The following is a 23,446-nucleotide window of genomic DNA, read 5'->3' as shown; positions in this document are numbered from 1 at the left end:
ACTTATATGTATGGAGGTGACCATGATGATATGGTATGACATCGTATTAAGGTTATTTATAGCAATTATTGTAGGAGCTTGCATCGGAATGGAAAGACAATGGAGACATCGAATGGCTGGTTTGCGGACAAATGCTCTCGTATCACTTGGCGCCTGTATATTTGTTTTATTATCCGTCATGCTTGATCATGATGCTAGTCCATCACGCATCGCCGCTCAAGTTGTTAGTGGTATTGGCTTTTTAGGAGGCGGTGTTATTATTCGTGACGGTTTTAGTATTAGAGGGTTAAATACAGCGGCAACTTTATGGTGTGCAGCTGCTGTTGGTACTCTTACAGGTGCTGGCTTCCTCGTTGCAGCTATGCTAGGTGCAGCCGGCGTCTTACTAGCAAATATACTACTACGCCCAATCGCTCTATTTATGAATAATAAATCAAAAGAAGATTTACCCGAGCAAACAAACTACTTACTTTCTCTTACTTGTTCAGAAGAAAATGAAGCACATATTCGTTTTCTTCTCATGCACATGGTAAGTTCTGAAGGTATCGGTTTAAAAGAATTGTACAGTGAAGACGTTGATTCTAACCAAAAAGTATGTATACAAGCTACATTACATTGCAATACAAATGCAGCTGTCTTAATTGAAAAAATAGTAAGTAGAATGCTTTTAGAATCTGGTGTTACTGCCGCGGGGTGGAAGACAACACTAGACTTAGAAGCAAGTTAAATCATAAAGGTGTCATGAATAAAACAGAAGGTTTAATATTCATGACACCTTCTGTTTTATTTTCAAGTTATTAGCAACTGCTAGGAATAACTAAAAGTAATCCATACTCATTCAATCTTTTTGTTTCAACTTAGTACGGGGCTAAAAAAGAAGGGTTTAAATCTCTAAAACCTTCTACATAAACTTATTTTCTAATTTTTGCTGAAACGACTTTTCTTGCTTACGCAATAATTGACTACCTCTCTGTAAAAGAGGTGTTCCATACTTTTCATTAATTTGATCAATAACAGCAAGTAACGGCTCTTCTTTCGCATCTTCTTCGAATGAAAACAAATCTAACTGTTTCACTGATTCTGTCTTCCACTCTAATTCAGTAGCTGTAACACCTAACAGACGAACAGAATCACCATCCCAGTGTTGCTTCCATAAACGTGATGCTGATTGGAAAATAACCCGTTCTTCCCATATTGCATTTTTCAATTGTTTACTCCGTGTTACCGTGCGACGATCATGGTATTTAATCATAATTTGAATGTTATAACTAACGAGAGTTCGTTTTTGTAGCCTTTTGCTTACTGATTTCGATAATCTTTCTAACATATCAAGTAATTCTTTTTCTTCGTCCATATCCTTTGAGAAAGTCATCGAATTTCCAACGCTTTTATGTTGTCCCATTTGATTCGGATCAACTTCCCTGTCATCCATACCTTTTGCACGTTTTTGTAAATCAACACCGTGCTTTCCAATTTTAGCGCGAATGATATGCTCGTCTCCTTTTGCTAACTGTTCAATTGTATGTATATGAATGTCTTTTAGTTTTTCAGCAGTTTTCTCTCCGATTCCATGCATCTCTGCAACTGATCGTGGCCAAATAATTTCTGGGATATCACGTTTTCGAAGTACTGTAATTCCAAGAGGTTTTTTCATATCTGAAGCAGTCTTTGCTAGGAAAAGGTTTGGGGCAATCCCAATGCTACATGGAAGCTGTAACTCTGTTAGTAACGCTTGTTGAATCATCTTCGCTATTTCAAGAGGCGAACCGAGCGCATAGCAATCTGTAATATCTAAATACCCTTCATCTATAGAAAACGGTTGTATTTTTTCTGTAAAACGGGAAAGAATTTGAAACATTTGAAATGAAGCTTCTCGATATAATGTAAAATTAGGGTGCCTCACAACTAATTGCGGGCATAATCGCTTCGCTTCCCATAGAGGCATCGTCGTACGTATTCCATATTCTCTCGCCTCATAACTACATGTTATGATAATCCCTTTTCTCTCTTTTTCATTCCCCGCAATCGCTAATGGCTTTCCTTGTAATGATGGGTCATGAGCAATTTCAACAGATGCGAAAAAGCAATTCATATCTACATGTAAAATGACACGACCATTTTTCGGATACATTTCTCGCATACTACTCACCCCTAAAAGAACATTTGTTCCTTCATTATATCAAATTTCTTTACACTTTATAATAATTATTGGCTTTTCTCTATCTATTTTTTGCTATACTGTACGTAACAAATGGATATTATTGTAAAGGAGATGAGTCGTTATGAAACAACATAATAAACTCAATTATGTATTTATTATTATTATAGTAATCCTTGCGATTAATTATTTGTTACTTCCCCTTTTTAACATTAACATTTACGCTTTAGGAATCTTCTCTCATTTCATACGTTTTACAACAACTTATGTACTTCCGTGGGTCTTCTTATATTGGCTTATCCGCCTTGTGAAAGCAATTGAATCAAAATAAAAAAAAGACGTGTAAACCATAATTGGTTCACGCGTCTTTTTTTATTACTTACTTCGCTACTTCTTCAATAATAGCTACAACTAATTCTGCTGTTTTCGCTAATTCTTCAACAGGAATTTTTTCATTTGTTGTATGAATTTCTTCATAACCAACTGCTAAGTTAACTGTTGGGATACCATGTCCTGCGATTACGTTCGCATCACTTCCGCCACCACTTTGGTGAAGAGAAGGCGTACGACCAATGTTTTCAGCTGCACGTTTCGCAACTTCTACAACGTGATCGCCAGCAGCAAACTTAAATCCTGGATACATAACGTTTACTTCAACGTCTGCATGACCACCCATTTCTTTTGCAGTTGTTTCAAATGCTTCTTTCATTTTTGCAACTTGTGCTTCCATTTTCTCATTTATTAAAGAACGAGCTTCTGCAAAGATTTGAACATGATCGCAAACGATATTTGTTTGTGTACCACCTTCAAAACGTCCAATATTTGCAGTTGTTTCAGAATCGATACGACCAAGTGGCATCTTTGCGATTGCTTTTGCTGCGATAGTAATTGCAGATACACCTTTTTCTGGTGCTACGCCAGCATGAGCTGTTTTCCCGCGAATAATCGCATTCACTTTCGCTTGTGTTGGCGCTGCAACTACAATTTCACCAACTTTTCCATCACTATCTAATGCATAACCATATTTTGCTGTAATGCGCTCGCGGTCTAACGCTTTTGCGCCAATAAGACCAGATTCTTCTCCAACTGTAATAATAAATTCAATTTTACCATGAGGAATGTTTTTCTCTTTTAAGACACGAATCGCTTCAAACATAGATGCTAATCCAGCTTTGTCATCGGCTCCTAAAATTGTAGTACCATCTGATACGATATATCCATCTTTAATAGAAGGCTTAATTCCATTACCAGGAACTACTGTATCCATATGAGAAGTGAAATAAATTGTATCAACACCGTCTTTTGTTGCTGGTAAAGTACAAATTAAGTTACCTGCACCATGACCAGTCACACCCATCGTGTCATCCTCAAATACTTCTACACCTAAAGCAGTAAATTTCTCTGTTAACACTTTGCAAATTTCTGCTTCAAATTTCGTTTCAGAATCTACTTGTACTAACTCCATAAATTCATTTACTAAACGTTCTTGATTAATCATAAGACTGCGCCTCCTGCACTACCATTATGTATGTAACAACATTAATTATAACAGAATTTCGCAAAAGTTTCGAAATACAAGACAAAAAACAGATGGTTAACACATCTAGATACCCATCTGCCTTCTATTACTCGTTTAACAATACCCAGCGCATATGATCTTCCCAGATGCCATTTACCATTAGCATTTTTCGAGATACACCTTCATATTGAAATCCTATCTTCGTCACTACTTGTATAGATGCTAAATTTCGTGGCATAATTGGTGCTTCTATACGATGTAAATGAAATTCTTCAAAGGTAACTTGAATTGCTTTTCTAAGCGCTTCTGTTGTGTAACCTTTATTCAATTCTTCCTTATCTAATTTATAACCGAGTACACAAGATTGATAAATTCCGCGAACAATTAGATTAAATGAAATACATCCAATAATTTTTGTATCATCACCCTTTTTAAAAATCCAAAGCCTGATAATCTTGCCTTCCGCGAACTCTTTTCTATCCTTTTGTAACTTTTTCTTTTGATAATCTAACGTGAAAAAACCCTCCGGTCTATACTCTTCCCACGCTTTTAAAAATTCACGATTTTTGTCGTAATATTGAAGAACTTTTTCCGCATACGACTCATCAATTTCTCTTAAATGTAAACGATCTGTCTCGTATATTTTCATCATTGTATCTCCATTCTTCAGCTTGCATAACAAAAAATTAATAATCTATCTTTTAACATATTCTCTACGTATGCTCAAATTCCCTGTAATATTTTGCACCCCCTTCCCGAATTTTGTCATTTCTCTCCCCTTGTCCACAATTTCATTTCTCGTTACAATGAAATTGTACTGATTTGCAAGGAGGTTTAACGATGCATAAAAAAGCTCAAAAAATTATGGTTTATATAATGTTAATTTCTATGCTTGTAACAACATTACTTACTGGCGCAAGTATGTTTTGGTAAAAAGGACGATTCACTCGTCCTTTTTTTACTGCTTACACATACAAAATAGACCATCTCGAAATCGAGATAGTCTATCTTGTAATGAACATTTTATTTTATATATATTACAATTGCTACAATGCTAAAGGAAAAGGCCATTACAAGTGCTATTACAAAACTTGTATATTGTTTCTGCTGAAATGCCCCAATAACAAAAGTAAGATTGAGTAATGCCATAAATACAATCGCTACAACGTAAGAACATATATTAAAAGTTGCCAATATGAATGTAATAACAAATAGAAAACCAACACAAAACTGCATGTAAGAAATTTTTGGATTTAAATACATATGAGCAACCCCTTTACTCAATTATCTTTATATATTCTCATTAACGCATGGTTATGTACACATGTCAAGACAACTTATAATAAAAGAAAAAGCCAACCGTTTCGTTGACTTTTCCAAATACTATGGCCCCTTTTTCCTTCGCCAATTGCTGAAATGTTTTTTTCGATTTCACAATCGATACTTTTGTTCCAATTGGAATACGATCAAACAAATATTCCACATCATGTTTCTTCATTCTTATACATCCTTGCGAAATATATTTTCCAATTGAACTAGGCTGGTTTGTCCCGTGTATCCCATACTTACTTCCATCCGTTCCTCTTGCATTAAATCCCATCCACCTCGATCCAAGTGGATTTTTTGGAGAGCCCCCAGGAATATCCTTCGCAATATAATAGGGATCCTTCGCCTTCAATACAATGTCAAAGGTTCCTTCTGGGGTTAATTCATTTGTTTTTCCTGTCGCTACTGGAAAAACCTTTTGGATCTTCCCATCATCAATGTAAGCTAGTTTATTCGTTGCTTTATTTACAATTATAAAAGGATCTCCAGCACGTGGGTTATCACCAAGAGGCCAGATCGGTGATAGAGAAAGACATAATAATAAAGAAAGAAGATACGGCATATATAGTTCCTACCTTCTAAATAAGTTCTTTTATATTATCCTTTCCCCTAAAACGACTTTTAATGAGTAAATATTGCTCCATCTCATAAACAAGTTGAACAAGTTTTGCACGTATTTCAAATTCTTCTCGCGAGACTGGTAAAGGCATTTCTCTAAATACTTCTCGCATTTCTTGAAGTTGTCTTAACGAAATGACCCCTGTACTTTCAGGTCGAATAGAATTCCCTATATTTTCAATTACGTCTGCAATCATATCAGCTTGTTCATACGTCCAAGATAGTGATGCAGCTAATGGTATCATGCGCTCCAAAATTTCAAATTGTTGCATACGCATATCAAAATACCGATAATAATAGTCATCTTCACGCATAAATTCATTCTCAAGTTTTTTAAATGATAAATCTTTCGCTTCTTTCAGCATCATTTCTGTTTCAATTAATTCGGCCCCACTCCAATTACTATCTCGATTCCGTAAATAAACGACCATTTCAAACAAAATCGTTCTGAAATGCTCTTCTATTTTTCCTTGATACTCTTTCAGTTTATTCTCACTGCTTGGCATGTACATGTTTACTAATAAAGCAACACTAATTCCAATCGTTAATATAGCAATTTCATTACCAACTATAGACCATGTAATTTGCTTTAATGAATACAGATGCATAACGATAACCGAGCTCGTGACAATCCCTTCTTGAATTTTGCACATAACTGCAGTTGGAATAAAGGTAAGCAGTAATACGCTAATCGCTAGTGGTGTATAACCAATCGTTTCAAAAATACAAAACGCAAATACCATTGATAATACACAAGCTAAAAAACGGTGCAACGATACTTGAACTGATTTTCGTTTCGTATTTTGCACGCATAAAATGACTAAAATACCAGCTGAACTATAAAATTCTAATCCTAATAGCTGAGCAATAAAAACTGCAGCACCCGTTCCAAGCGCTGTTTTCACTGTTCTATATCCAATTTTAAGCATATCATTACTCCTATATGTATAAACGTATTTAAAAATAGTATAAAAAAAGGATGACGCAATGTCATCCTTTTCTACCTATTATTCACGTACCCTTCACATATTACAATATCTTTTGCAAAAATTCTTTTGCACGGTCACTTTTTGGTGCTGTAAAAAACTCTTCCGGATTACCATCTTCTACGAGCTTTCCACCATCTAAAAAGAGAACACGGTCTGCTACTTCTTTTGCAAATCCCATTTCATGTGTAACGATTGCCATCGTCATTCCTGTCGTAACTAATGATTTCATAACTTCTAACACTTCTTTCACCATTTCTGGATCTAGCGCAGAGGTCGGTTCATCAAATAACATAACTTCCGGTTCCATCGCTAACGCTCTTGCAATTGCTACACGTTGCTTTTGTCCTCCTGAAAGACGATTTGGATATGAATCTTTCTTATCAAGCAGTCCTACTTTATCCAAAAGTTCCTGAGCCTTTTTCTCAGCCACTTGCTTCGTTACTCCTTTTACATTGATAGGAGCATACGTAATATTTTCTAATACAGTCATATGAGGGAATAAGTGAAAATGTTGAAATACCATTCCGACATTTTCACGAACATGCATAATATTCGTTTTCGGATTCGTTACTTCTTCCGTTCCAATCCAAATTTGACCATTTGTCGGTGCTTCTAGTACATTCATACAGCGTAAAAACGTTGACTTTCCAGATCCAGACGGTCCGATAATTGCAACAACTTCTCCTTTTTCAATCGTTGTTGTAATTCCTTTTAATACTTCATTTTTTCCAAATGACTTATGAAGGTTTTCAACTTTAATCACTTTTCTTCATTCTCCCTTCAATGGCTTTCCCGACTAATGTAAGAATAATGACTAACATATAATAAATAAGTCCAACAAACAGTAATGGTTCAAGATATTTAAACGTTTCACCGCCTACAATATAAGCACGGCGCATTAAATCTGTGGCTCCAATTACAGTTACTACAGCCGATTCTTTCGTAAGAGTCGCAAATTCATTTACAAGTGCTGGTAATATATTTTTTAAAGCTTGAGGAAAAATAATATTTTTCATCATTTTCCCGTAAGGAATCCCTAAAGCCATAGCTGCTTCTGTTTGTCCTTTATCAACCGCTTGAATGCCGGCACGAATTACTTCTGACATATATGCACCTGAATTTAAACTAAATGCAAGTACAGCTGCTAAAAAGGCTGGTATCTCATATCCAATCATTTGCGGAACACCGAAATAAATAATCATTAATTGTAATACTAGTGGTGTACCACGAAATATTGAAGTATATATATCTGCTGCAATATTTAATGCTCGTATTCTAGCAATTTTGCAAAGTGCTAATAACGTCCCTAAAATAAATCCTGCTAAAGCTGATGCAGCTACAATTTTTAATGTAACTTCTAAGCCCTTTAATATATATGGTATTGAAGGCGTAATTGCCGAAAAATCCAAATTCATCCTTTTCATTCCCCTCACAGAAAAGTGAAAGGCAGCTTATTTTCCGCTGCCAAACCATTTCTTAACTAATTTATCCATCTCTCCATTTTCTTGCATTTTCTTAATTACTTTATTAAATTCTCCTGTTTTATCACTATTTTTTGAAAGAGCAATTGCTGCCCCTACTTCTTCTGGTGCTTCTTGAATTTCAATTCCTTGTAGTTCTTTCATTTTTTCTAAATAATTTTTTGCAACCGTGTCTTCTATAATTGCAGCGTCAAAACGACCAGCTTTAATTTCTTGTACGATTTCTGGTATACGGTCACGTCCCTCAGCTTTGAAATCGACTTGTTTCTGAAATTCTTTTGCCTTTTCTTCTTGAATTGACCCTGTTTGTACCCCTACTTTTTTCCCTTTTAAATCTTCTAACGATTTAATATTAGAGCCCTTTTTTGAAACGATCATATTTTTAGCAACAAAATATATATCTGTGAAATCAGCATTATTTTTACGCTCTGCAGTTGGCGTCATACCTGCCATAACGAAATCAACTTTTCCTGAATTAAGAGATGCTAATAATCCGCCAAAATCCATATCTTTCACTTTTACTTCATATCCAAGTTCTTTTCCGATATATTTTGCAATATCAACATCAAAGCCGATAATTTCATCACTTTTTGAAGCTTCCACGTATTCATACGGTTTATAGTCTGCTGAAGTCCCCATAACGAGTACTTTTTTATTTTTGCCATTCGCCTTTTCTTCCCCATTACTACAAGCACTGAACATACTTACAATTAAAATAAGTGCAAATGATATTGATAATAACTTCTTCATCTTTCTTCCCCCTAATAATGTATATTTAAAAGTTTAATAGAATATTTATTCGATGTTTGTATTGTATCAGCACTTTCATTTTTATGCAATATTTAAAATAAAAATAAATAAAAAAACAGCATTAAAGCTGTTGTAAATGCATAAAAACATGCATAAAACAACAACTTCCTGCATGTTTAATTATTTTAAAAACTAAATAAAAAAGGCGGTACACCCACTTGATTGTGGACGTACCGCCTTTTTCTCTTCCTTATAGTTCTTCGCAATTATCTTCGAAATAAGATTGTAGTTTTGCAATTACTTGCATTGGTTCATGACCTTCAATTTCATGACGTTCTACCATCGTTACAATTTTTCCATCTTTCAATAACGCAAATGATGGAGATGAAGGTGGATATCCTTCAAAATATTCACGAGCTCTTGCTGTTGCTTCTTTATCTTGACCCGCAAATACTGTTACAAGGTGGTTAGGGCGTTTATCATAATGTACGGAATGTGCAGCAGCAGGACGAGCAATGCCACCTGCACAACCACATACAGAGTTTACCATTACAAGTGTTGTACCATTTCTTTTAAATGCTTCTTCGACTGCTTCTGGTGTCGTCAATTCTGTATATCCCGCAGAGACAATCTCTTCACGCGCTTGACGGACAACATCATTCATAAAAAAGTTAAAGTTAATCAATCTTTTCCCTCCTCTAATTCTACCTATTTGTATCTTACCAGTTAATGTTTATGAAATACAAGTAAGTTTACTTGTATTTAGGCATAGAAAAGGTGTTAGAGCCCTTGCTCTAACACCTTTTTTTAATGGCCACGATGCTTTTGCTTTGCTTTTTGTACTTTAATTAAACGCCTTCTTTGTTTTTCAGCTTCTCGCTTCTCTTTAGACTGCACTTTCTTTTCTTGTTTATACAATTCATAAGATAAACTAATCGCTTCTTGTGCCTTAGTAAAACGTTTTACATTTACTTCTTTTGCCGCTTGTCGTATGATACGTTTTATATTTTTGGGACGCTGTTTTTCTTTCACTTCCACACCGCATTTTGCAACGTGCTGGAAATATGCTAACATTGGACCATTCACAAATATAAGTACTTCTTCATCTGAAGGTTCCATTCCAAAAATATACCTTGCTCCATACAATTTTCCTTTTTCTTTATGCGTAATAATTCCTACGAAAAATTGACCATCGTGATATACTGTCAAATCCATTGACAGCCCCTCCTTTAAAAAAATTAGAAATACTGGACATCCCGGAGGGGAAGGTTACTGACATGAAATCATGCGTCTGGACTACCGACCAGAACTGTGTTTTTGTATCTCTTTCATTATATTATATCTTATTTCCCATAGCCTTTATATACTCCGTAATCATTTTTTTATGCGATCCTACAATATAATCAGGTAGCTCTGTTACCGGGAAGAATTTAAGCTGAACCGCTTCTTCTTTATTCATAACAAAATTCCCTTCGTATTCATCGGTATAATAGGCTGTCGTTACGGATTGAAACTCATCACCGTTTGTTAATTTTGAAAAATAGTTCGCTCCAGAAAATACATTGATTAATCGGAGGTTCTTTACTTCTATTCCTGTCTCTTCATATACTTCACGGTAAGCTGTTTCTTCTGGTGATTCACCAAGCTCCATTAGCCCGCCAGGCAACCCCCATTTTCCGTACGGCTCTGTTCTTTGCTGTAATAATACATATCCACTTTCATTTATAACGAGTACAACAGCACCAACTAAAATTAAAGGGCGATGACCAACTACTTTTCGTAATTCCTCTACATATCCCATCGTATCCCTCCTTTTTCGTTGTCCACACTATTGTATCATATGTATGAAACGACAAAATGCGTATATTTTTCATTTTTTTAACAAAACATTTATTTTATGCGCTTCATCTACTGTAGCTAACATAATGGATTCGATTTCTGCACTCTTCTCTAAACACTCTTTCGCCCACTCTTCTGTTTTTCCTACTAAAGCTAGAACATCTTGCTGAATCCTCCCATCCTTTACTAATACAAAAGAAACTGGAGATCTTCTTCCCGCCACTTTCAGATCAAGCCGCGAAACTGCTTCATATTCTGGATACTGAAATATAGAAACAACACCATTCGCTTCCCACAATGCTAATTTAATCGTTTGAATATCGCTCACATTTCGCATACGAATTTCCGAAAATAAATATTCCACCGTAATTCTCGCTTTTTTCAAATTGCTAAAATCAATGGAACCATTGTGTATAAGAATAATAGGTGCTGGCTCTAAAAATCGTCTCCATCTATCCCATTTCAACATTAAGACTGAGCTTATAATGTGAAGTACAACGAGTATGAACGTTGTAATCATCGAGCCGAGTAACCCCACTTTTTCATCAGATAATGCGTTAGAAATATTCCCACCAAGCAATAATACTAATACGACATCTAAAAAACGAAGTTGTGCGATGGACCTTTGTCCCATCGCTTTCGCAACTAATATTAAAAATATGTATGCTATGATAGCTCGAATAACCCATTCACCATTAGATAGATGCCGTGCTCCTTCAAAAATATGCATATGCATCACTTTGCACTCCTTACCCGTCTCAAACTGCTATTCTGTCTTAGTTTGCAACGTTTAAGGGCATATATGTAAAAAAGCTAGTTCGTTTTTACACGAACTAGCTTTTTTACTTAACTGAAAACATATATTTTTTATACGTTTTCCGTACCGATAATATGAGCCCCATCATAATCATATTCGAAAATAAGGAACTTCCCCCATATGATAAGAAAGGTAATGCGATACCTTTTACAGGCATTAATCCAACGATCATACCGATGTTTTGGAATATTTGAACCGTTAGTATTCCTATTGATCCAGCACATAATAATGTACCAAATAAATTATCAGCAGAATAACCGATAATAATTGTTCGATATAGTAGTAATAGGAACAAGAACACAACTAACGCCGCTACTATAAATCCACCTTCTTCGGCAATTGTAGCGAAAATAAAGTCAGTGTGTTTCTCTGGAATATAGACGTTCCCTTCACCGAATCCTTTCCCTTCCATACCTCCACTACCTACAGCTAAAATCGATTGCTGTGTTTGATAGCCTTCATTTGCATTCTCAAATGGATTTAGCCAACCTATAATACGTGATTGTTGGTGAGGTTTTAACAAAGTAACTAATTTATTAAAGAAGAAATCTGGATATTTTACAAATATAAATATTAATGTAGACAATATGGTCACCGGAATGACTGTACATAACGCAATTAATTTCTTTTGAATTCCTGACATAAATAAAATACATGCGATAGCTGCTGCATATAAGAACACCATACCTGTATCCGGTTGGCTATATACAACGGCCATAGGCGGGAGGGATACTAGCATAATTTTACCTACTAATTTTAAATCCGTTTGGAATGTCCTTGCCATATACTGTGCATTATGCTTCACTGCTATACTTGCTACTACAAGAAGCAATGCGATTTTGAAAAACTCGGATGGCTGAATTTGTCCAAGTACTGGAAAAACGAACCACCTTTTTGCCCCTAACTTTTCAGGTGTGAAACCTGATGCTGGTAATACTTTCAAAAGAATAAGTGAAGCAAACCCAGCAATATAAAGCGGCCAAGACAATTTTTGCAACTGATCTAAGTCGATGCTAGCAACAAGAAGTAACAATACAACCCCAATTATGTAGTTAACTCCCTGCTTCATAGCAAAGTTTGCATCTCCATACTGTCCGGTTTGCTGACTGCTATATATAGCAGTTATACTTATAACACAAAATGCACACAAAATTAAAATTAATTTTACATCTAAACTTTTTAGAAACTCGGTACTTCTTTTCATGACATCCTCCTGAAACATTGTTACAGCAAAATAAAAAACCAGGAGTCAACATTCTTCATGTTTTGACGACTGATTACACATTATCTATAAAACACTTATATAGAATAACTCTCTTTTTCATACAATACAATATATTATACTACAGTTTCATCAGTAAGATTTGCCAAAAAAATTATTCTTTTCTTATTTTATATCTATATACCATATATCAGCAATGTATTTTCGTAAATTTCTAATACATAATCGTTCATTGTAAGATTACTGGGAAAAGTTTTGTACATATAGTAGGATGCAGATGAAGAAATAAGATGATAAAAAGCTCGCATAAGCGAGCTTTTTATTAATATACAGATGTATTATTTTCTGACGTATTTTCTAAAATTTCTTTTACACGTCCTAAGAACTTACCACAAATTAGGCCATCTAGTACACGGTGGTCAAGTGATAAACATAAGTTAACCATGTCGCGAGCACCGAACATACCGTTATCCATAATTACTGGGCGTTTTACAATTGATTCAACTTGTAAAATAGCCGCTTGTGGGTAATTAATAATACCCATAGATTGAACAGAACCGAATGATCCTGTGTTATTAATTGTAAATGTTCCGCCTTGCATTTCGTCCGCTTTTAACGATTTCGTACGTACTTTTCCTGCAAGCTCTGTAATTTCACGAGCGATACCTTTAATCGTCTTCTCGTCCGCGTGTTTAATTACTGGTACAAATAGTTCATCCTCTGTTGCAACAGCGATAGAAAGGTTAATATCTTTCTTCTGAACGATCTTATCGCCAGCCCACATTGAGTTAATTTGAGGATACTCTTTTAACGCTTGTGCTACTGCTTTTACGAAGAAAGCAAAGAACGTTAAGTTAAAGCCTTCACGCTTTTTGAAATCGCCTTTAATTGAGTTACGGTATGATACAAGGTTTGTCACATCTACTTCAATCATCATCCAAGCATGAGGTGCCTCATGTTTACTGCGTAACATATTTGCTGCAATTGCTTTACGCACACCTGTTACCGGAATCTCGATATCTCCAGGCATTGTCGGCACAGAAACTGGTTTTGCAGCTTCTACTTTTTGCGCTACCGGTGCTACTGCCGCTGATTTTGGTGCTTCTGGACGCTCTGCTACTGCAACAACTTCCTCTTTCTTGGCACCTGCTTGCGGAATATTTCCAGATTCCACTAGCTTTAAAATATCTTTACGAGTAATACGGCCATTTGCTCCCGTACCTTCTACTAAATCTAAATCAACATTATGCTCACCCGCAAGTTTTAAAACAGCTGGTGAAAAACGTGGTTTTCCATCAGTTGGTTGTTTTGCTTTCGGTGCTTTTTCAGGCGTAGCTACTTCTGCCTTTGGTTCTTCTTTCGTTTTTTCCTCAACAGCTGTCGCTGCTACTTCATCTGCGCCTTCTACTTGAATGACACAAACTACTTCACCTACAGCTAACGTCTCACCTTCGCCAGCTATTAGCTCTTTCACAATACCAGTGAAAGAAGATGGTACTTCAGCATTTACTTTATCAGTCATTACTTCTGCAAGCGGATCATACTTGTTTACGTGATCGCCAACATTAACGAGCCATTTACTAATTGTACCCTCTGTAACGCTCTCCCCGAGCTGAGGCATTGTAATATTTTCTACAGCCATGTATAGTCCCCCCGATTAAAATTCCGCAAGTTCACGCATTGCTTTTTCAACTTTATCTGGATTTACCATAAAGAATTTTTCCATTGTTGGTGCATATGGCATCGCTGGAACGTCTGGACCTGCAAGACGTGCGATTGGCGCATCTAAATCAAACAGACAGTTTTCAGCAATAATTGCTGCCACTTCACTTATAATACTTCCTTCTTTATTGTCTTCTGTTACAAGAAGAACTTTACCTGTTTTAGAAGCCGCTTCAATAATCGCTTCTTTATCTAACGGATATACCGTTCTTAAATCAAGAATGTGTGCAGAGATTCCATCTTGTGCTAACTTCTCAGCTGCTTGAAGAGCAAAGTGAACACATAATCCGTAAGTGATAACAGTAATATCATCACCTTCGCGTTTTACATCTGCTTTTCCGATTGGTAATACATAGTCATCTTCTGGCACTTCACCTTTAATTAAGCGATATGCACGCTTATGCTCAAAGAATAATACTGGATCTTCATCACGAATTGCAGCTTTTAATAAGCCTTTTGCATCATATGGTGTAGAAGGGATAACAATTTTTAAACCTGGTTGGTTTGCAAACATCGCTTCTACAGATTGTGAATGATACAATGCACCGTGAACACCGCCGCCGAATGGTGCACGAATTGTAACTGGACAAGTCCAATCGTTGTTAGAACGATAACGAATTTTTGCTGCCTCAGAAACAATTTGGTTTACTGCTGGCATGATGAAATCAGCAAACTGCATTTCAGCGATTGGACGCATACCATACATTGCCGCACCAATTGCTACCCCAGCAATTGCAGATTCTGCAAGCGGTGCATCAAGCGCACGATCTTCACCAAATTGATCATACAAACCGTGTGTCGCTTTAAACACGCCACCTTTTTTACCAACATCTTCTCCTAAAACGAATACTTTCTCATCGCGTTCCATTTCTTCGCGCATTGCTAATGTAATAGCATCAATATAAGACATTACAGCCATGAAACGTTCCCCCCTATTCTGCGTATACGTGCTTCAATGCATCTTCAGGTGCTGCATACGGAGCATTTTCTGCATATTCTGTTGCTTCATTTACGATATGCATAATTTCGTCTAGCATTTGTTTTTCAAATTCCTCAGTTAACACACCAACTTCTTTTAAATAAGCTGCAAATGTTATAATTGAATCTTTTTTCTTCGCTTCTTCTACCTCTTCTTTATCACGATAAACACGATCATCGTCGTCACTAGAATGTGCTGTTAAACGATATGATACTGCTTCAATTAAAGTGGGACCTTCACCACGACGACCGCGGTCTGCTGCTTCTTTTACAGCTTTATATACTGCAAGCGGATCGTTTCCGTCTATTGTATATCCAGGCATGCCGTAACCAATTGCACGATCTGATACGTTTTTACATGCTAATTGTTTTTCAACTGGAATAGAGATTGCATATTTGTTATTTTCACACATGAAAATAACAGGTAGTTTGTGTACACCAGCAAAGTTTGCTCCTTCATGGAAGTCACCTTGGTTTGAAGAGCCTTCTCCGAATGTAACGAACGTTACTAAATCTTTCTTCTCCATTTTTCCAGCTAGTGCAATACCAACTGCATGTGGTACTTGCGTTGTTACTGGTGATGATCCTGTAACAATACGATTTTTCTTTTGACCGAAGTGACCAGGCATTTGACGACCACCAGAGTTTGGATCTCCAGCTTTTGCGAAAGCAGACAACATAAGCTCTTTAGCTGTCATACCAAACGCTAGTACAACACCCATATCACGGTAGTATGGTAATGCATAATCTTTCTCTCTATCAAGAGCGAACGCCGCTCCAACTTGTGCAGCCTCTTGTCCTTGACAAGAAATTACGAATGGAATTTTACCTGCACGGTTTAATAACCACATACGTTCGTCAATTTTACGTGCAAGTAACATCGTACGGAACATTTCTAATACTTGCTCATCACTTAAGCCAAGCTCTTCATGGCGCTTTTCTTTTACTTCTGCCATTTTTCATAACCTCCTAAATCCACATTTTTATGCGTGTAACGCTCTTCCATCTACAGCAAGTGCAGCTTCACCAATCGCCTCAGATAATGATGGATGCGGATGAATTGTATGTGCCACTTCCCAAGGTGTTGCATCAAGTACTCTTGCAAGACCAGCTTCAGAAATCATATCTGTTACATGTGGTCCGATCATATGAACACCGAGAATGTCATTTGTTTCTTCATCAACTACAAGTTTTACAAAACCGTCTGATTCTCCGTATACAAGTGCCTTTCCGATTGCACGGAATGAGAACTTACCTACTTTTAACTTATAGCCTTTTTCTTTTGCTTCTTGTTCTGTTAAGCCGACAGAAGCAACTTCTGGACTACTATATACGCATTTTGATACCATAGAATAATCAATTGGTGTAACTTCTTTACCAGCGATATGTTCTACTGCAACAATTCCTTCATGAGAAGCAACGTGAGCAAGTTGCAAGCCACCGATTACATCTCCAATTGCGTAAATATGAGATTCCTTCGTTTGATAAAACTCATTTGTTTGAATGTATCCTTTTTCCACAACAATATCTGTGTTCTCTAAGCCCATATTTTGCGTATTCGCTTGTCTTCCTACAGATACAAGCATTTTTTCTGCTTTAAATGCTTTGTTCTCACCGTTATGTTCAGCTTGAATTGTTACTCCATTATCTTTTACCAATGTTTCTGGTAATACTTTTGCACCAGTTACCACTTTAATACCTTTTTTCTTGAATAGACGTTGCATTTCTTTTGAAACGTCATTATCTTCTAGTGGTAATATGTTTTTCGCATATTCTAATACAGTAACTTCTACACCGAAGTCAGCAAGCATAGATGCCCACTCAATACCAATTACACCACCACCAACGATAATGATTGAGCTAGGAAGCGTTTCCATTTTTAGGGCATGATCCGAAGACATTACATACTCTCCGTCTAACTCTAATCCTGGTAATGAATTTGGGCGAGAACCTGTTGCAACAAGTACATTTTTTGGAATTAACATTTCATTCTCTTCTCCACTTGCAAGTTCAACTGAAATTGTACCTGGCATTGGAGAGAAAATAGATGGGCCAAGAATACGGCCAATACCTTCAAACACATCAATTTTACCTTGTTTCATTAAATGCTGAACGCCTTTATGAAGCTGCGTTACAATCTTCTCTTTACGCTCTTGTACTTTAGCAAAGTTTAGTTCTACATTACTTGCAATAACTCCGAACTCTTCTCCTTTTTTAGCAGTTGCGTATACTTCCGCACTACGTAAAAGAGCTTTACTAGGAATACATCCTTTGTGTAAACAAGTACCACCAAGATTTTCTTTTTCAACAAGTGCAGTTTTTAACCCTAGTTGTGATGCACGAATAGCAGCAACATATCCACCAGTACCGCCGCCAACGATGACTAAATCATATTCTCTTGCCATTATCTCAACCCCTAGCTACTGTTTGTTTTTCTCGTACAATATATTCTTTTGGAGCTTCTTCTTCACGTAATACACGAAGTGCTCCTTCTGCTAACGCTTGTAATTCATCTTCTCCTGGATGTACGATAACATCTGCAATCCAGTGAACACGTTCTTTTATTTCATCGACAAGAATTTTACTGTACGCAAGTCCACCAGTTAATACGATTGCATCGATTTTCCCGTGAAGTACAGCACTAGCTCCGCCAATCTCTTTTGCAACTTGATACGCCATTGCTTTATAAATAAGTGTTGCTTCAGGATCACCTTTTTCAACCATTTGTTCTACTTTAATTGCATCGTTTGTACCGATAAGACTTACAAGTCCACCTTGTCCGACAAGTTTTTTAACCATTTCGTCTCGGTAATACTCACCAGAAAAACACATTTCAACTAATTGTCCTACTGGTACTGTACCAGCACGCTCTGGACTAAATGGTCCTTCTCCGTTTAAGCCATTATTCACATCGATAACTTTTCCTTTTTTATGAGCACCAACTGTAATACCGCCGCCCATATGTGTAACTAATAAATTTAAATCCTCATATTTGTGATTTAATTCATCTGCTACTTTACGAGCAACCGCTTTTTGGTTTAATGCATGGAAAATACTTTTACGTTCCATACCAGCAATACCGCTAATACGAGCAATTGGCTCCATTTCATCTACAACGACAGGATCCACAATGAATGCAGGAATGTTTAATCCAGAAGCAATTTCATATGCTAAAATGCCTCCAAGGTTTGAAGCGTGATGACCGCTAAACCCATTTTTTAAATCTTCTAACATCGCATCGTTTACTGTATACGTACCGCCTTCGATTGGACGAAGTAATCCACCACGCCCACAAACAGCGTTTAATTTTGAAATGTTAATACCATGAGAATGTAGAACTTCTAAAATCGTTTCTTTACGAAACTCATATTGGTCGATAATTCGCTTATATTTTCCAATCTGTTCTACGTCATGACGAATAGTTTCTTCTAGAACGGGTCTTTCATTATCAAAAACACCAATCTTTGTGGATGTACTACCTGGGTTAATAACAAGAATTCGATTTACAGACAATGTTGCTACCTCCACTAATAAATTTAAAAGGAAGTGGAAACCTCATAAGAGGTAACCACACCTTTTGTAAAAGTTATATATGAATGATTAGCGACGGCTAATAATGTCGTGACCGTTGCGTAAGTATGTGCTACGAGAGTTTTTCAAGCTTGCAATGCGCTCTTCAGCTAGACGATCTGCTGCTACATAAGTTGCTATGCCATCGCGTTTTGAAATTTCGATTACTTTTGCAATTGTGTCATAAATAGACTCAACACGTTTTAATGCACGTTCTCTATTGTATCCATATAATTCGTCTGCTACGTTAATTACGCCACCTGCATTAATAACATAGTCTGGTGCGTATACAATACCCATTTCATGAATAAGGTCGCCGTGACGATCTTCTTTTAATTGGTTATTTGCAGAACCTGCGATTACTTTTGCTTTAAGTTGTGGAATAGTTTCATCATTAACTGTTGCGCCTAATGCACATGGTGCGTAAATATCACATTCAACACCGTAAATTTCATTTGGCTCAACTGCTGTTGCACCGAATTCTTCTACTGCACGTTGTACAGCTTCTTTATTAATATCTGTAACGATTAATTTTGCTCCTTCAGCGTGTAAATGTTTGCATAGGTGATACGCTACGTTACCAACACCTTGAATAGAAATTACTCTTCCTTCTAGGTTATCTGTACCAAATGCTTCTTTTGCAGCTGCTTTCATACCACGGTAAACACCGTATGCAGTTACTGGAGATGGGTTACCAGAAGAACCGAATGATGGTGAAATCCCTGTTACAAAATCAGTTTCCTCATGGATAATATCCATATCATCTACTGTTGTACCAACATCTTCAGCTGTAATGTAACGTCCGTTTAGCCCTTGAATGTAGCGTCCTAATGCACGGAACATCGCTTCGCTTTTATCTTTACGTGGATCACCGATAATTACTGTTTTTGCACCACCTAAGTTTAAACCAGCTGCTGCATTTTTGTATGTCATCCCTTTTGCAAGACGCAATGCATCTTCAATCGCCGCTTCTTCAGAATCATATGTCCACATTCTTGTTCCACCAAGAGCTGGTCCAAGTGTTGTATCATGGATTGCAATGATTGCTTTTAAACCAGATTCTTTATCTTGACAAAATACCACTTGCTCATAATCATATTTTTCTAAGTATTCGAAGATTTCTAATGTCATTGTCGTTTCCCCCTAATTGTTTTACCCTATTTGGTTTATTTTGAAGCAGTCGCAACTGCCAATGCTAATGAATATACTTTTGTTTCTGCTGAATCCGCACGTGATGTTAAAACAATCGGTGCTTTAGCGCCAGCAATCATCGCTCCTACCTTTGCATTTGCAAAATAGACGAGTGATTTATATAGCACATTTCCAGCTTCAATCGTTGGGACGAGTAAAATGTCTGCCTTACCTGCTACATCACTTACTATGCCTTTATGTTCTGCTGCAATTTGTGATACTGCATTATCTAAAGCAAGTGGTCCATCAACGACACAATTTTTAATTTGTCCGCGGCGATTCATTTGAGTTAACATCGCTGCATCAATTGTCGCTTGCATCGCAGGATTAACAACCTCTACCGCTGCAATTGGCGCTACCTTCGGCAAATCAATTCCTATTGCCTGGGCAACTTCTACAGTATTTTGTATAATAGCAGCTTTTTGTGTTACATCAGGTGCAATGTTCATCGCTGCGTCTGTAACAAAAATAAGACGATCGTAATTTGGAACTTCAAACGCTGCAACATGTGAAAGCACGCTGCCCTTACGAAGTCCCCACTCTTTATTTAATACAGCTTTCAAAATATTTGCTGTTGGGATGTTCCCCTTCATTAGCACATCTGCTTCGCCATTGCTTACAGATTTAACAGAAAGTTCTGCAGCCTCAGCACTTGACGCTGCTGCAATCACTTCAATATGTTCTGAAGTTTGTAACCCATGCTCTTGTAGCATCCCTATTATTTTCTCTTGATTTCCATATAGACGAAATTGAGCTAGCTGTAACTTGATTGCTTTCGCTACAGCTTCAATTACTTCATGATCTTCAGCTACTGCTACAGCCACAGTTTTTTTAGGCTGTCCTGCTGCTTGATCAATTAAGTGTTCTAACTTCATATTTTGTAATCAACCCTTTCCGTCGTCCCTCGTCTATTCATTAAGCAAATACCGTGCCAACTTTTAAAAGTGGTCTTACCAATAATGAAAACGCATTCAAAATGCAGTAAAATCAATACTTTGGAAAACAACGGAATATTCTGTCTCGTTTTGTCGCTTTTTGTATACCGTGCAATAAATTGCGCGGTACGCAATTTATTGCATGCTATTTTTTGCACAGTTATACTTTTCTAGCTTGTAATATAAGTTTCGAACTGAAATTCCTAACGCTTTTGCAGTCTTCGTTTTGTTCCCATCAAATTTCTCTAAATATTCACGGATAATATTCCCCTCAAATTCTGTCACTAGGTGTTCAAGGGCCTTCTCTTCTAATTCAGGTAATAAATTATTTTGTTTCGTCTCTACTTGTTCTTCTTTATGTAAAGGCGGTAAATGATGTACATCAATATATATCTCGTTATAATTCATAAAGATAATAGCTCGTCCTAAAATATTTTCAAGTTCCCTAACATTCCCTGGCCATTCATATGATTGTAAATACGAAACGGCTGAATCGGTGAGTCCTTCTACATTACGACCATAGTCTTGATTAATTTTTTGAATTAACCTTTCTGCAATCGCTGGTATATCTCCTTTACGCTGACGAAGGGAAGGAATTTGAATCGGGATTTTATTTAAACGATAATATAAGTCCTCTCTGAAATTCCCTTCTAAAATAGCTTTTTCTAAATTCACATGCGTCGCAGCGATCACTCGAACATTAATAGGTATCGCTTTCGTTCCCCCTACTTTCACAATTTCCTTTTCTTGTAGCACACGAAGGAGCTTCGCTTGCGTATTTGCAGATAACTCTCCGATTTCATCTAAAAAAACACTTCCATTATTCGCTTCTTCAAAGAACCCTCGTTTCCCGCCTCTTTTCGCTCCAGAAAACGCACCTTCCTCATAACCGAATAATTCACTTTCTAATAAGGTCTCAGAAATAGCAGCACAGTTTACTCGTACAAACTTATTGTATTTTCGATTACTACTGTTATGAATAGCGTGTGCAAATAACTCTTTCCCCGTACCAGATTCCCCTCTAAGCAATACTGTTGCCGGTGTATTCGCTCCAAGTTTTGCTTGTTCAATAGCTGCCGTCGTTTCATCTGAATCACCAACAATATCATCAAATGAATATTTTGCTTCTAACGTTCGAATAATTTGTCTTGCCCTATTCAATTCATTTGTTAACTTTTGAATTTCTGATACATCGCGAATTACCCCGACGCTCCCTTTCAATATTCCATCGACAATAACCGGTGCTACGTTTACAATTACATCTCGCTTTTTTTGCCCAATCTTCATATGTATTCCTCGTACCGCTCGGCGCGTCCGAAGTACTTTCATATGCATACTTTCACCTTCCACAATATCAGTTGTAGCCGGCTTCCCAATAATTTCTTCTTCAGTCAAACCCGTTAACTTCGTATAAGCAGGGTTTATAACTAGTCCTCTTCCTTTCTCATCAACAACCGAAATTGCTTCCTCAGATGAGTTAATAATCGCCTCAAGTAGCGTTTGAATTTCTTTTAAGTCTGTAACTTCTTCCGCTAAATCTACAACTTCTGTAATGTCTTTAAAAATCGCAAATGCCCCTTGAACCTCTCCACCTTCTTTTAATATCGGAATACGCGTTGTAATAATCTTTTTTTCATTCTCTAACGTCAGTTCATGATTCACTTCTATTTTTTTCGTGCGTATAATACGAAGCAACTTACTCGTTGGAATAACTTCTAAAATATATTTCCCTATTGCTTCCTCTTTTTTATATCCAGTAATACGCTCTGCGCTTTTATTAAACAGACGAACTTGTCCCTCTTGGTCTATAACAATCATACCGTCATGCGTTGAATTTAAAATTAAATTCCCTTGTTGCGTCTGTTCTTCTAGCTTTCCAATTAAACTTTCCTTCTCATGCGCTAGTCTCGTAACAATTTTTGCAATATCCCCTGGTATAAGAAGAGTATCTTTATGCTTACTTCCCAATAACACTTTATGTAAATCATAATCACCTGTCATATCAAACATTACATCAATATGCATAGAAAGAAACGGAGTTACACTATCACCAATCGGAACTCCATGTTCCTTTGCGATTTGTAATCCTTTCGCAATTGGATTAATATCAATAACCCCTATAATTTGAAATATATTCGAATTTTGCAACAGACTCAGCAGTGTACTCCCACCTTCACCTGCTCCAACAATTAACACATTTTGTTTCATACATTACACTCCCTCTCGAAGTATCTCTGCAAAATTTTTCACATTCTTATCTTACTCGTTCAGCAACCTCTTGACAAACCCCCATTCCATATAACATCATTAAAATACACAAAATAATCTGAA

25 protein-coding genes are annotated in these 23,446 nt (G+C 36.8%); 3 read left to right on the top strand and 22 right to left on the bottom strand.

Annotated features, from left to right (window positions below; translation table 11 throughout):
- The first annotated feature begins 25 nt into the window (after positions 1-25).
- Positions 26-727 carry an MgtC/SapB family protein gene (locus MR155_RS01975; protein WP_016096135.1) on the top strand — a complete coding sequence of 234 codons (702 nt, stop codon included), beginning with the start codon at positions 26-28 and terminating at the stop codon, positions 725-727.
- Between the two features lie 174 nt (positions 728-901).
- On the opposite strand, the gene MR155_RS01970 is transcribed toward MR155_RS01975, so the two are convergent.
- Positions 902-2,140, bottom strand: coding sequence for a DNA polymerase IV (locus MR155_RS01970; protein WP_219303511.1), 1,239 nt, complete (start codon positions 2,138-2,140; stop codon positions 902-904).
- A gap of 142 nt (positions 2,141-2,282) precedes the next feature.
- Here MR155_RS01970 and MR155_RS01965 point away from each other — a divergent pair, with 142 nt between their 5' ends.
- Positions 2,283-2,489, top strand: coding sequence for a hypothetical protein (locus tag MR155_RS01965; protein ID WP_000809197.1), 207 nt, complete (start codon positions 2,283-2,285; stop codon positions 2,487-2,489).
- Positions 2,490-2,537: 48 nt separating this feature from the next.
- On the opposite strand, the gene MR155_RS01960 is transcribed toward MR155_RS01965, so the two are convergent.
- Entirely contained in the window at positions 2,538-3,656 is a 1,119-nt protein-coding gene (locus MR155_RS01960; RefSeq protein WP_002015107.1) for a tripeptidase T, read from the bottom strand.
- 127 nt (positions 3,657-3,783) lie between these two features.
- Complete coding sequence (locus MR155_RS01955) at positions 3,784-4,329, bottom strand: GNAT family N-acetyltransferase (protein ID WP_002015105.1); 546 nt, start codon at positions 4,327-4,329, stop codon at positions 3,784-3,786.
- Positions 4,330-4,517: 188 nt separating this feature from the next.
- On the opposite strand from MR155_RS01955, the gene prli42 reads away from it, so the two are divergent.
- Positions 4,518-4,610 (top strand): stressosome-associated protein Prli42, encoded by a 93-nt coding sequence (gene prli42, locus MR155_RS01950; RefSeq protein ID WP_000549036.1) that lies wholly within the window; start codon positions 4,518-4,520, stop codon positions 4,608-4,610.
- A 90-nt stretch (positions 4,611-4,700) separates the two neighbouring features.
- Here prli42 and MR155_RS01945 read toward each other — a convergent pair whose 3' ends face one another.
- From MR155_RS01945 to MR155_RS01855, 19 genes are all read right to left on the bottom strand, one after another.
- Positions 4,701-4,940: a DUF3894 domain-containing protein gene (locus tag MR155_RS01945; RefSeq protein WP_002088543.1), complete on the bottom strand. Its 240-nt coding sequence runs from the start codon at positions 4,938-4,940 to the stop codon at positions 4,701-4,703.
- A gap of 64 nt (positions 4,941-5,004) precedes the next feature.
- Positions 5,005-5,565: a L,D-transpeptidase gene (locus MR155_RS01940; protein ID WP_002015103.1), complete on the bottom strand. Its 561-nt coding sequence runs from the start codon at positions 5,563-5,565 to the stop codon at positions 5,005-5,007.
- A gap of 16 nt (positions 5,566-5,581) precedes the next feature.
- Positions 5,582-6,550: an aromatic acid exporter family protein gene (locus tag MR155_RS01935; protein ID WP_113937101.1), complete on the bottom strand. Its 969-nt coding sequence runs from the start codon at positions 6,548-6,550 to the stop codon at positions 5,582-5,584.
- A gap of 100 nt (positions 6,551-6,650) precedes the next feature.
- Positions 6,651-7,373 carry an amino acid ABC transporter ATP-binding protein gene (locus MR155_RS01930; protein ID WP_242307713.1) on the bottom strand — a complete coding sequence of 241 codons (723 nt, stop codon included), beginning with the start codon at positions 7,371-7,373 and terminating at the stop codon, positions 6,651-6,653.
- Positions 7,366-8,025, bottom strand: a complete 660-nt coding sequence (locus tag MR155_RS01925) for an amino acid ABC transporter permease (protein WP_002015099.1) — start codon at positions 8,023-8,025, stop codon at positions 7,366-7,368. The genes MR155_RS01930 and MR155_RS01925 overlap by 8 nt, the downstream gene beginning before the upstream one ends.
- Before the next feature lie 36 nt (positions 8,026-8,061).
- Positions 8,062-8,841 (bottom strand): transporter substrate-binding domain-containing protein, encoded by a 780-nt coding sequence (locus MR155_RS01920; RefSeq protein WP_242307711.1) that lies wholly within the window; start codon positions 8,839-8,841, stop codon positions 8,062-8,064.
- A gap of 250 nt (positions 8,842-9,091) precedes the next feature.
- Positions 9,092-9,505, bottom strand: a complete 414-nt coding sequence (locus MR155_RS01915) for a BrxA/BrxB family bacilliredoxin (protein WP_002015097.1) — start codon at positions 9,503-9,505, stop codon at positions 9,092-9,094.
- A 143-nt stretch (positions 9,506-9,648) separates the two neighbouring features.
- Complete coding sequence (locus tag MR155_RS01910) at positions 9,649-10,056, bottom strand: YjdF family protein (RefSeq protein ID WP_002015096.1); 408 nt, start codon at positions 10,054-10,056, stop codon at positions 9,649-9,651.
- Between the two features lie 121 nt (positions 10,057-10,177).
- Complete coding sequence (locus MR155_RS01905; protein ID WP_113937099.1) at positions 10,178-10,642, bottom strand: NUDIX hydrolase; 465 nt, start codon at positions 10,640-10,642, stop codon at positions 10,178-10,180.
- A gap of 69 nt (positions 10,643-10,711) precedes the next feature.
- Positions 10,712-11,416, bottom strand: a complete 705-nt coding sequence (locus MR155_RS01900) for a DUF421 domain-containing protein (protein WP_113937098.1) — start codon at positions 11,414-11,416, stop codon at positions 10,712-10,714.
- Positions 11,417-11,522: 106 nt separating this feature from the next.
- On the bottom strand, positions 11,523-12,701 hold the full coding sequence (locus tag MR155_RS01895) for an FtsW/RodA/SpoVE family cell cycle protein (protein ID WP_113937097.1): 1,179 nt from the start codon (positions 12,699-12,701) through the stop codon (positions 11,523-11,525).
- 340 nt (positions 12,702-13,041) lie between these two features.
- Entirely contained in the window at positions 13,042-14,361 is a 1,320-nt protein-coding gene (locus MR155_RS01890; RefSeq protein WP_193662436.1) for a dihydrolipoamide acetyltransferase family protein, read from the bottom strand.
- A 15-nt stretch (positions 14,362-14,376) separates the two neighbouring features.
- Positions 14,377-15,360, bottom strand: coding sequence for a 3-methyl-2-oxobutanoate dehydrogenase subunit beta (bfmBAB, locus tag MR155_RS01885; RefSeq protein ID WP_000290070.1), 984 nt, complete (start codon positions 15,358-15,360; stop codon positions 14,377-14,379).
- A gap of 13 nt (positions 15,361-15,373) precedes the next feature.
- Positions 15,374-16,375 (bottom strand): 3-methyl-2-oxobutanoate dehydrogenase subunit alpha, encoded by a 1,002-nt coding sequence (bfmBAA, locus tag MR155_RS01880; protein WP_002033961.1) that lies wholly within the window; start codon positions 16,373-16,375, stop codon positions 15,374-15,376.
- Between the two features lie 27 nt (positions 16,376-16,402).
- Positions 16,403-17,824 (bottom strand): dihydrolipoyl dehydrogenase, encoded by a 1,422-nt coding sequence (lpdA, locus tag MR155_RS01875; protein WP_002033960.1) that lies wholly within the window; start codon positions 17,822-17,824, stop codon positions 16,403-16,405.
- 4 nt (positions 17,825-17,828) lie between these two features.
- The gene (gene buk / locus MR155_RS01870; protein WP_002088555.1) at positions 17,829-18,932 is read right to left on the bottom strand and encodes a butyrate kinase; all 1,104 of its coding nucleotides are present in this window, start codon (positions 18,930-18,932) and stop codon (positions 17,829-17,831) included.
- A gap of 87 nt (positions 18,933-19,019) precedes the next feature.
- Positions 19,020-20,120 (bottom strand): leucine dehydrogenase, encoded by a 1,101-nt coding sequence (locus MR155_RS01865; protein ID WP_002015088.1) that lies wholly within the window; start codon positions 20,118-20,120, stop codon positions 19,020-19,022.
- 35 nt (positions 20,121-20,155) lie between these two features.
- Positions 20,156-21,055 carry a phosphate butyryltransferase gene (gene yqiS / locus MR155_RS01860; protein ID WP_002033959.1) on the bottom strand — a complete coding sequence of 300 codons (900 nt, stop codon included), beginning with the start codon at positions 21,053-21,055 and terminating at the stop codon, positions 20,156-20,158.
- 195 nt (positions 21,056-21,250) lie between these two features.
- Positions 21,251-23,323 carry a sigma-54 interaction domain-containing protein gene (locus MR155_RS01855; RefSeq protein ID WP_242307709.1) on the bottom strand — a complete coding sequence of 691 codons (2,073 nt, stop codon included), beginning with the start codon at positions 23,321-23,323 and terminating at the stop codon, positions 21,251-21,253.
- Positions 23,324-23,446 lie beyond the last annotated feature (123 nt).

This window comes from Bacillus cereus group sp. BfR-BA-01331 (genome assembly GCF_022663915.1).
Taxonomy (GTDB): domain Bacteria; phylum Bacillota; class Bacilli; order Bacillales; family Bacillaceae_G; genus Bacillus_A; species Bacillus_A mycoides.
Note: the sequence above shows the minus strand (reverse complement) of the source record. Positions and strands in the feature narration are given on the sequence as shown.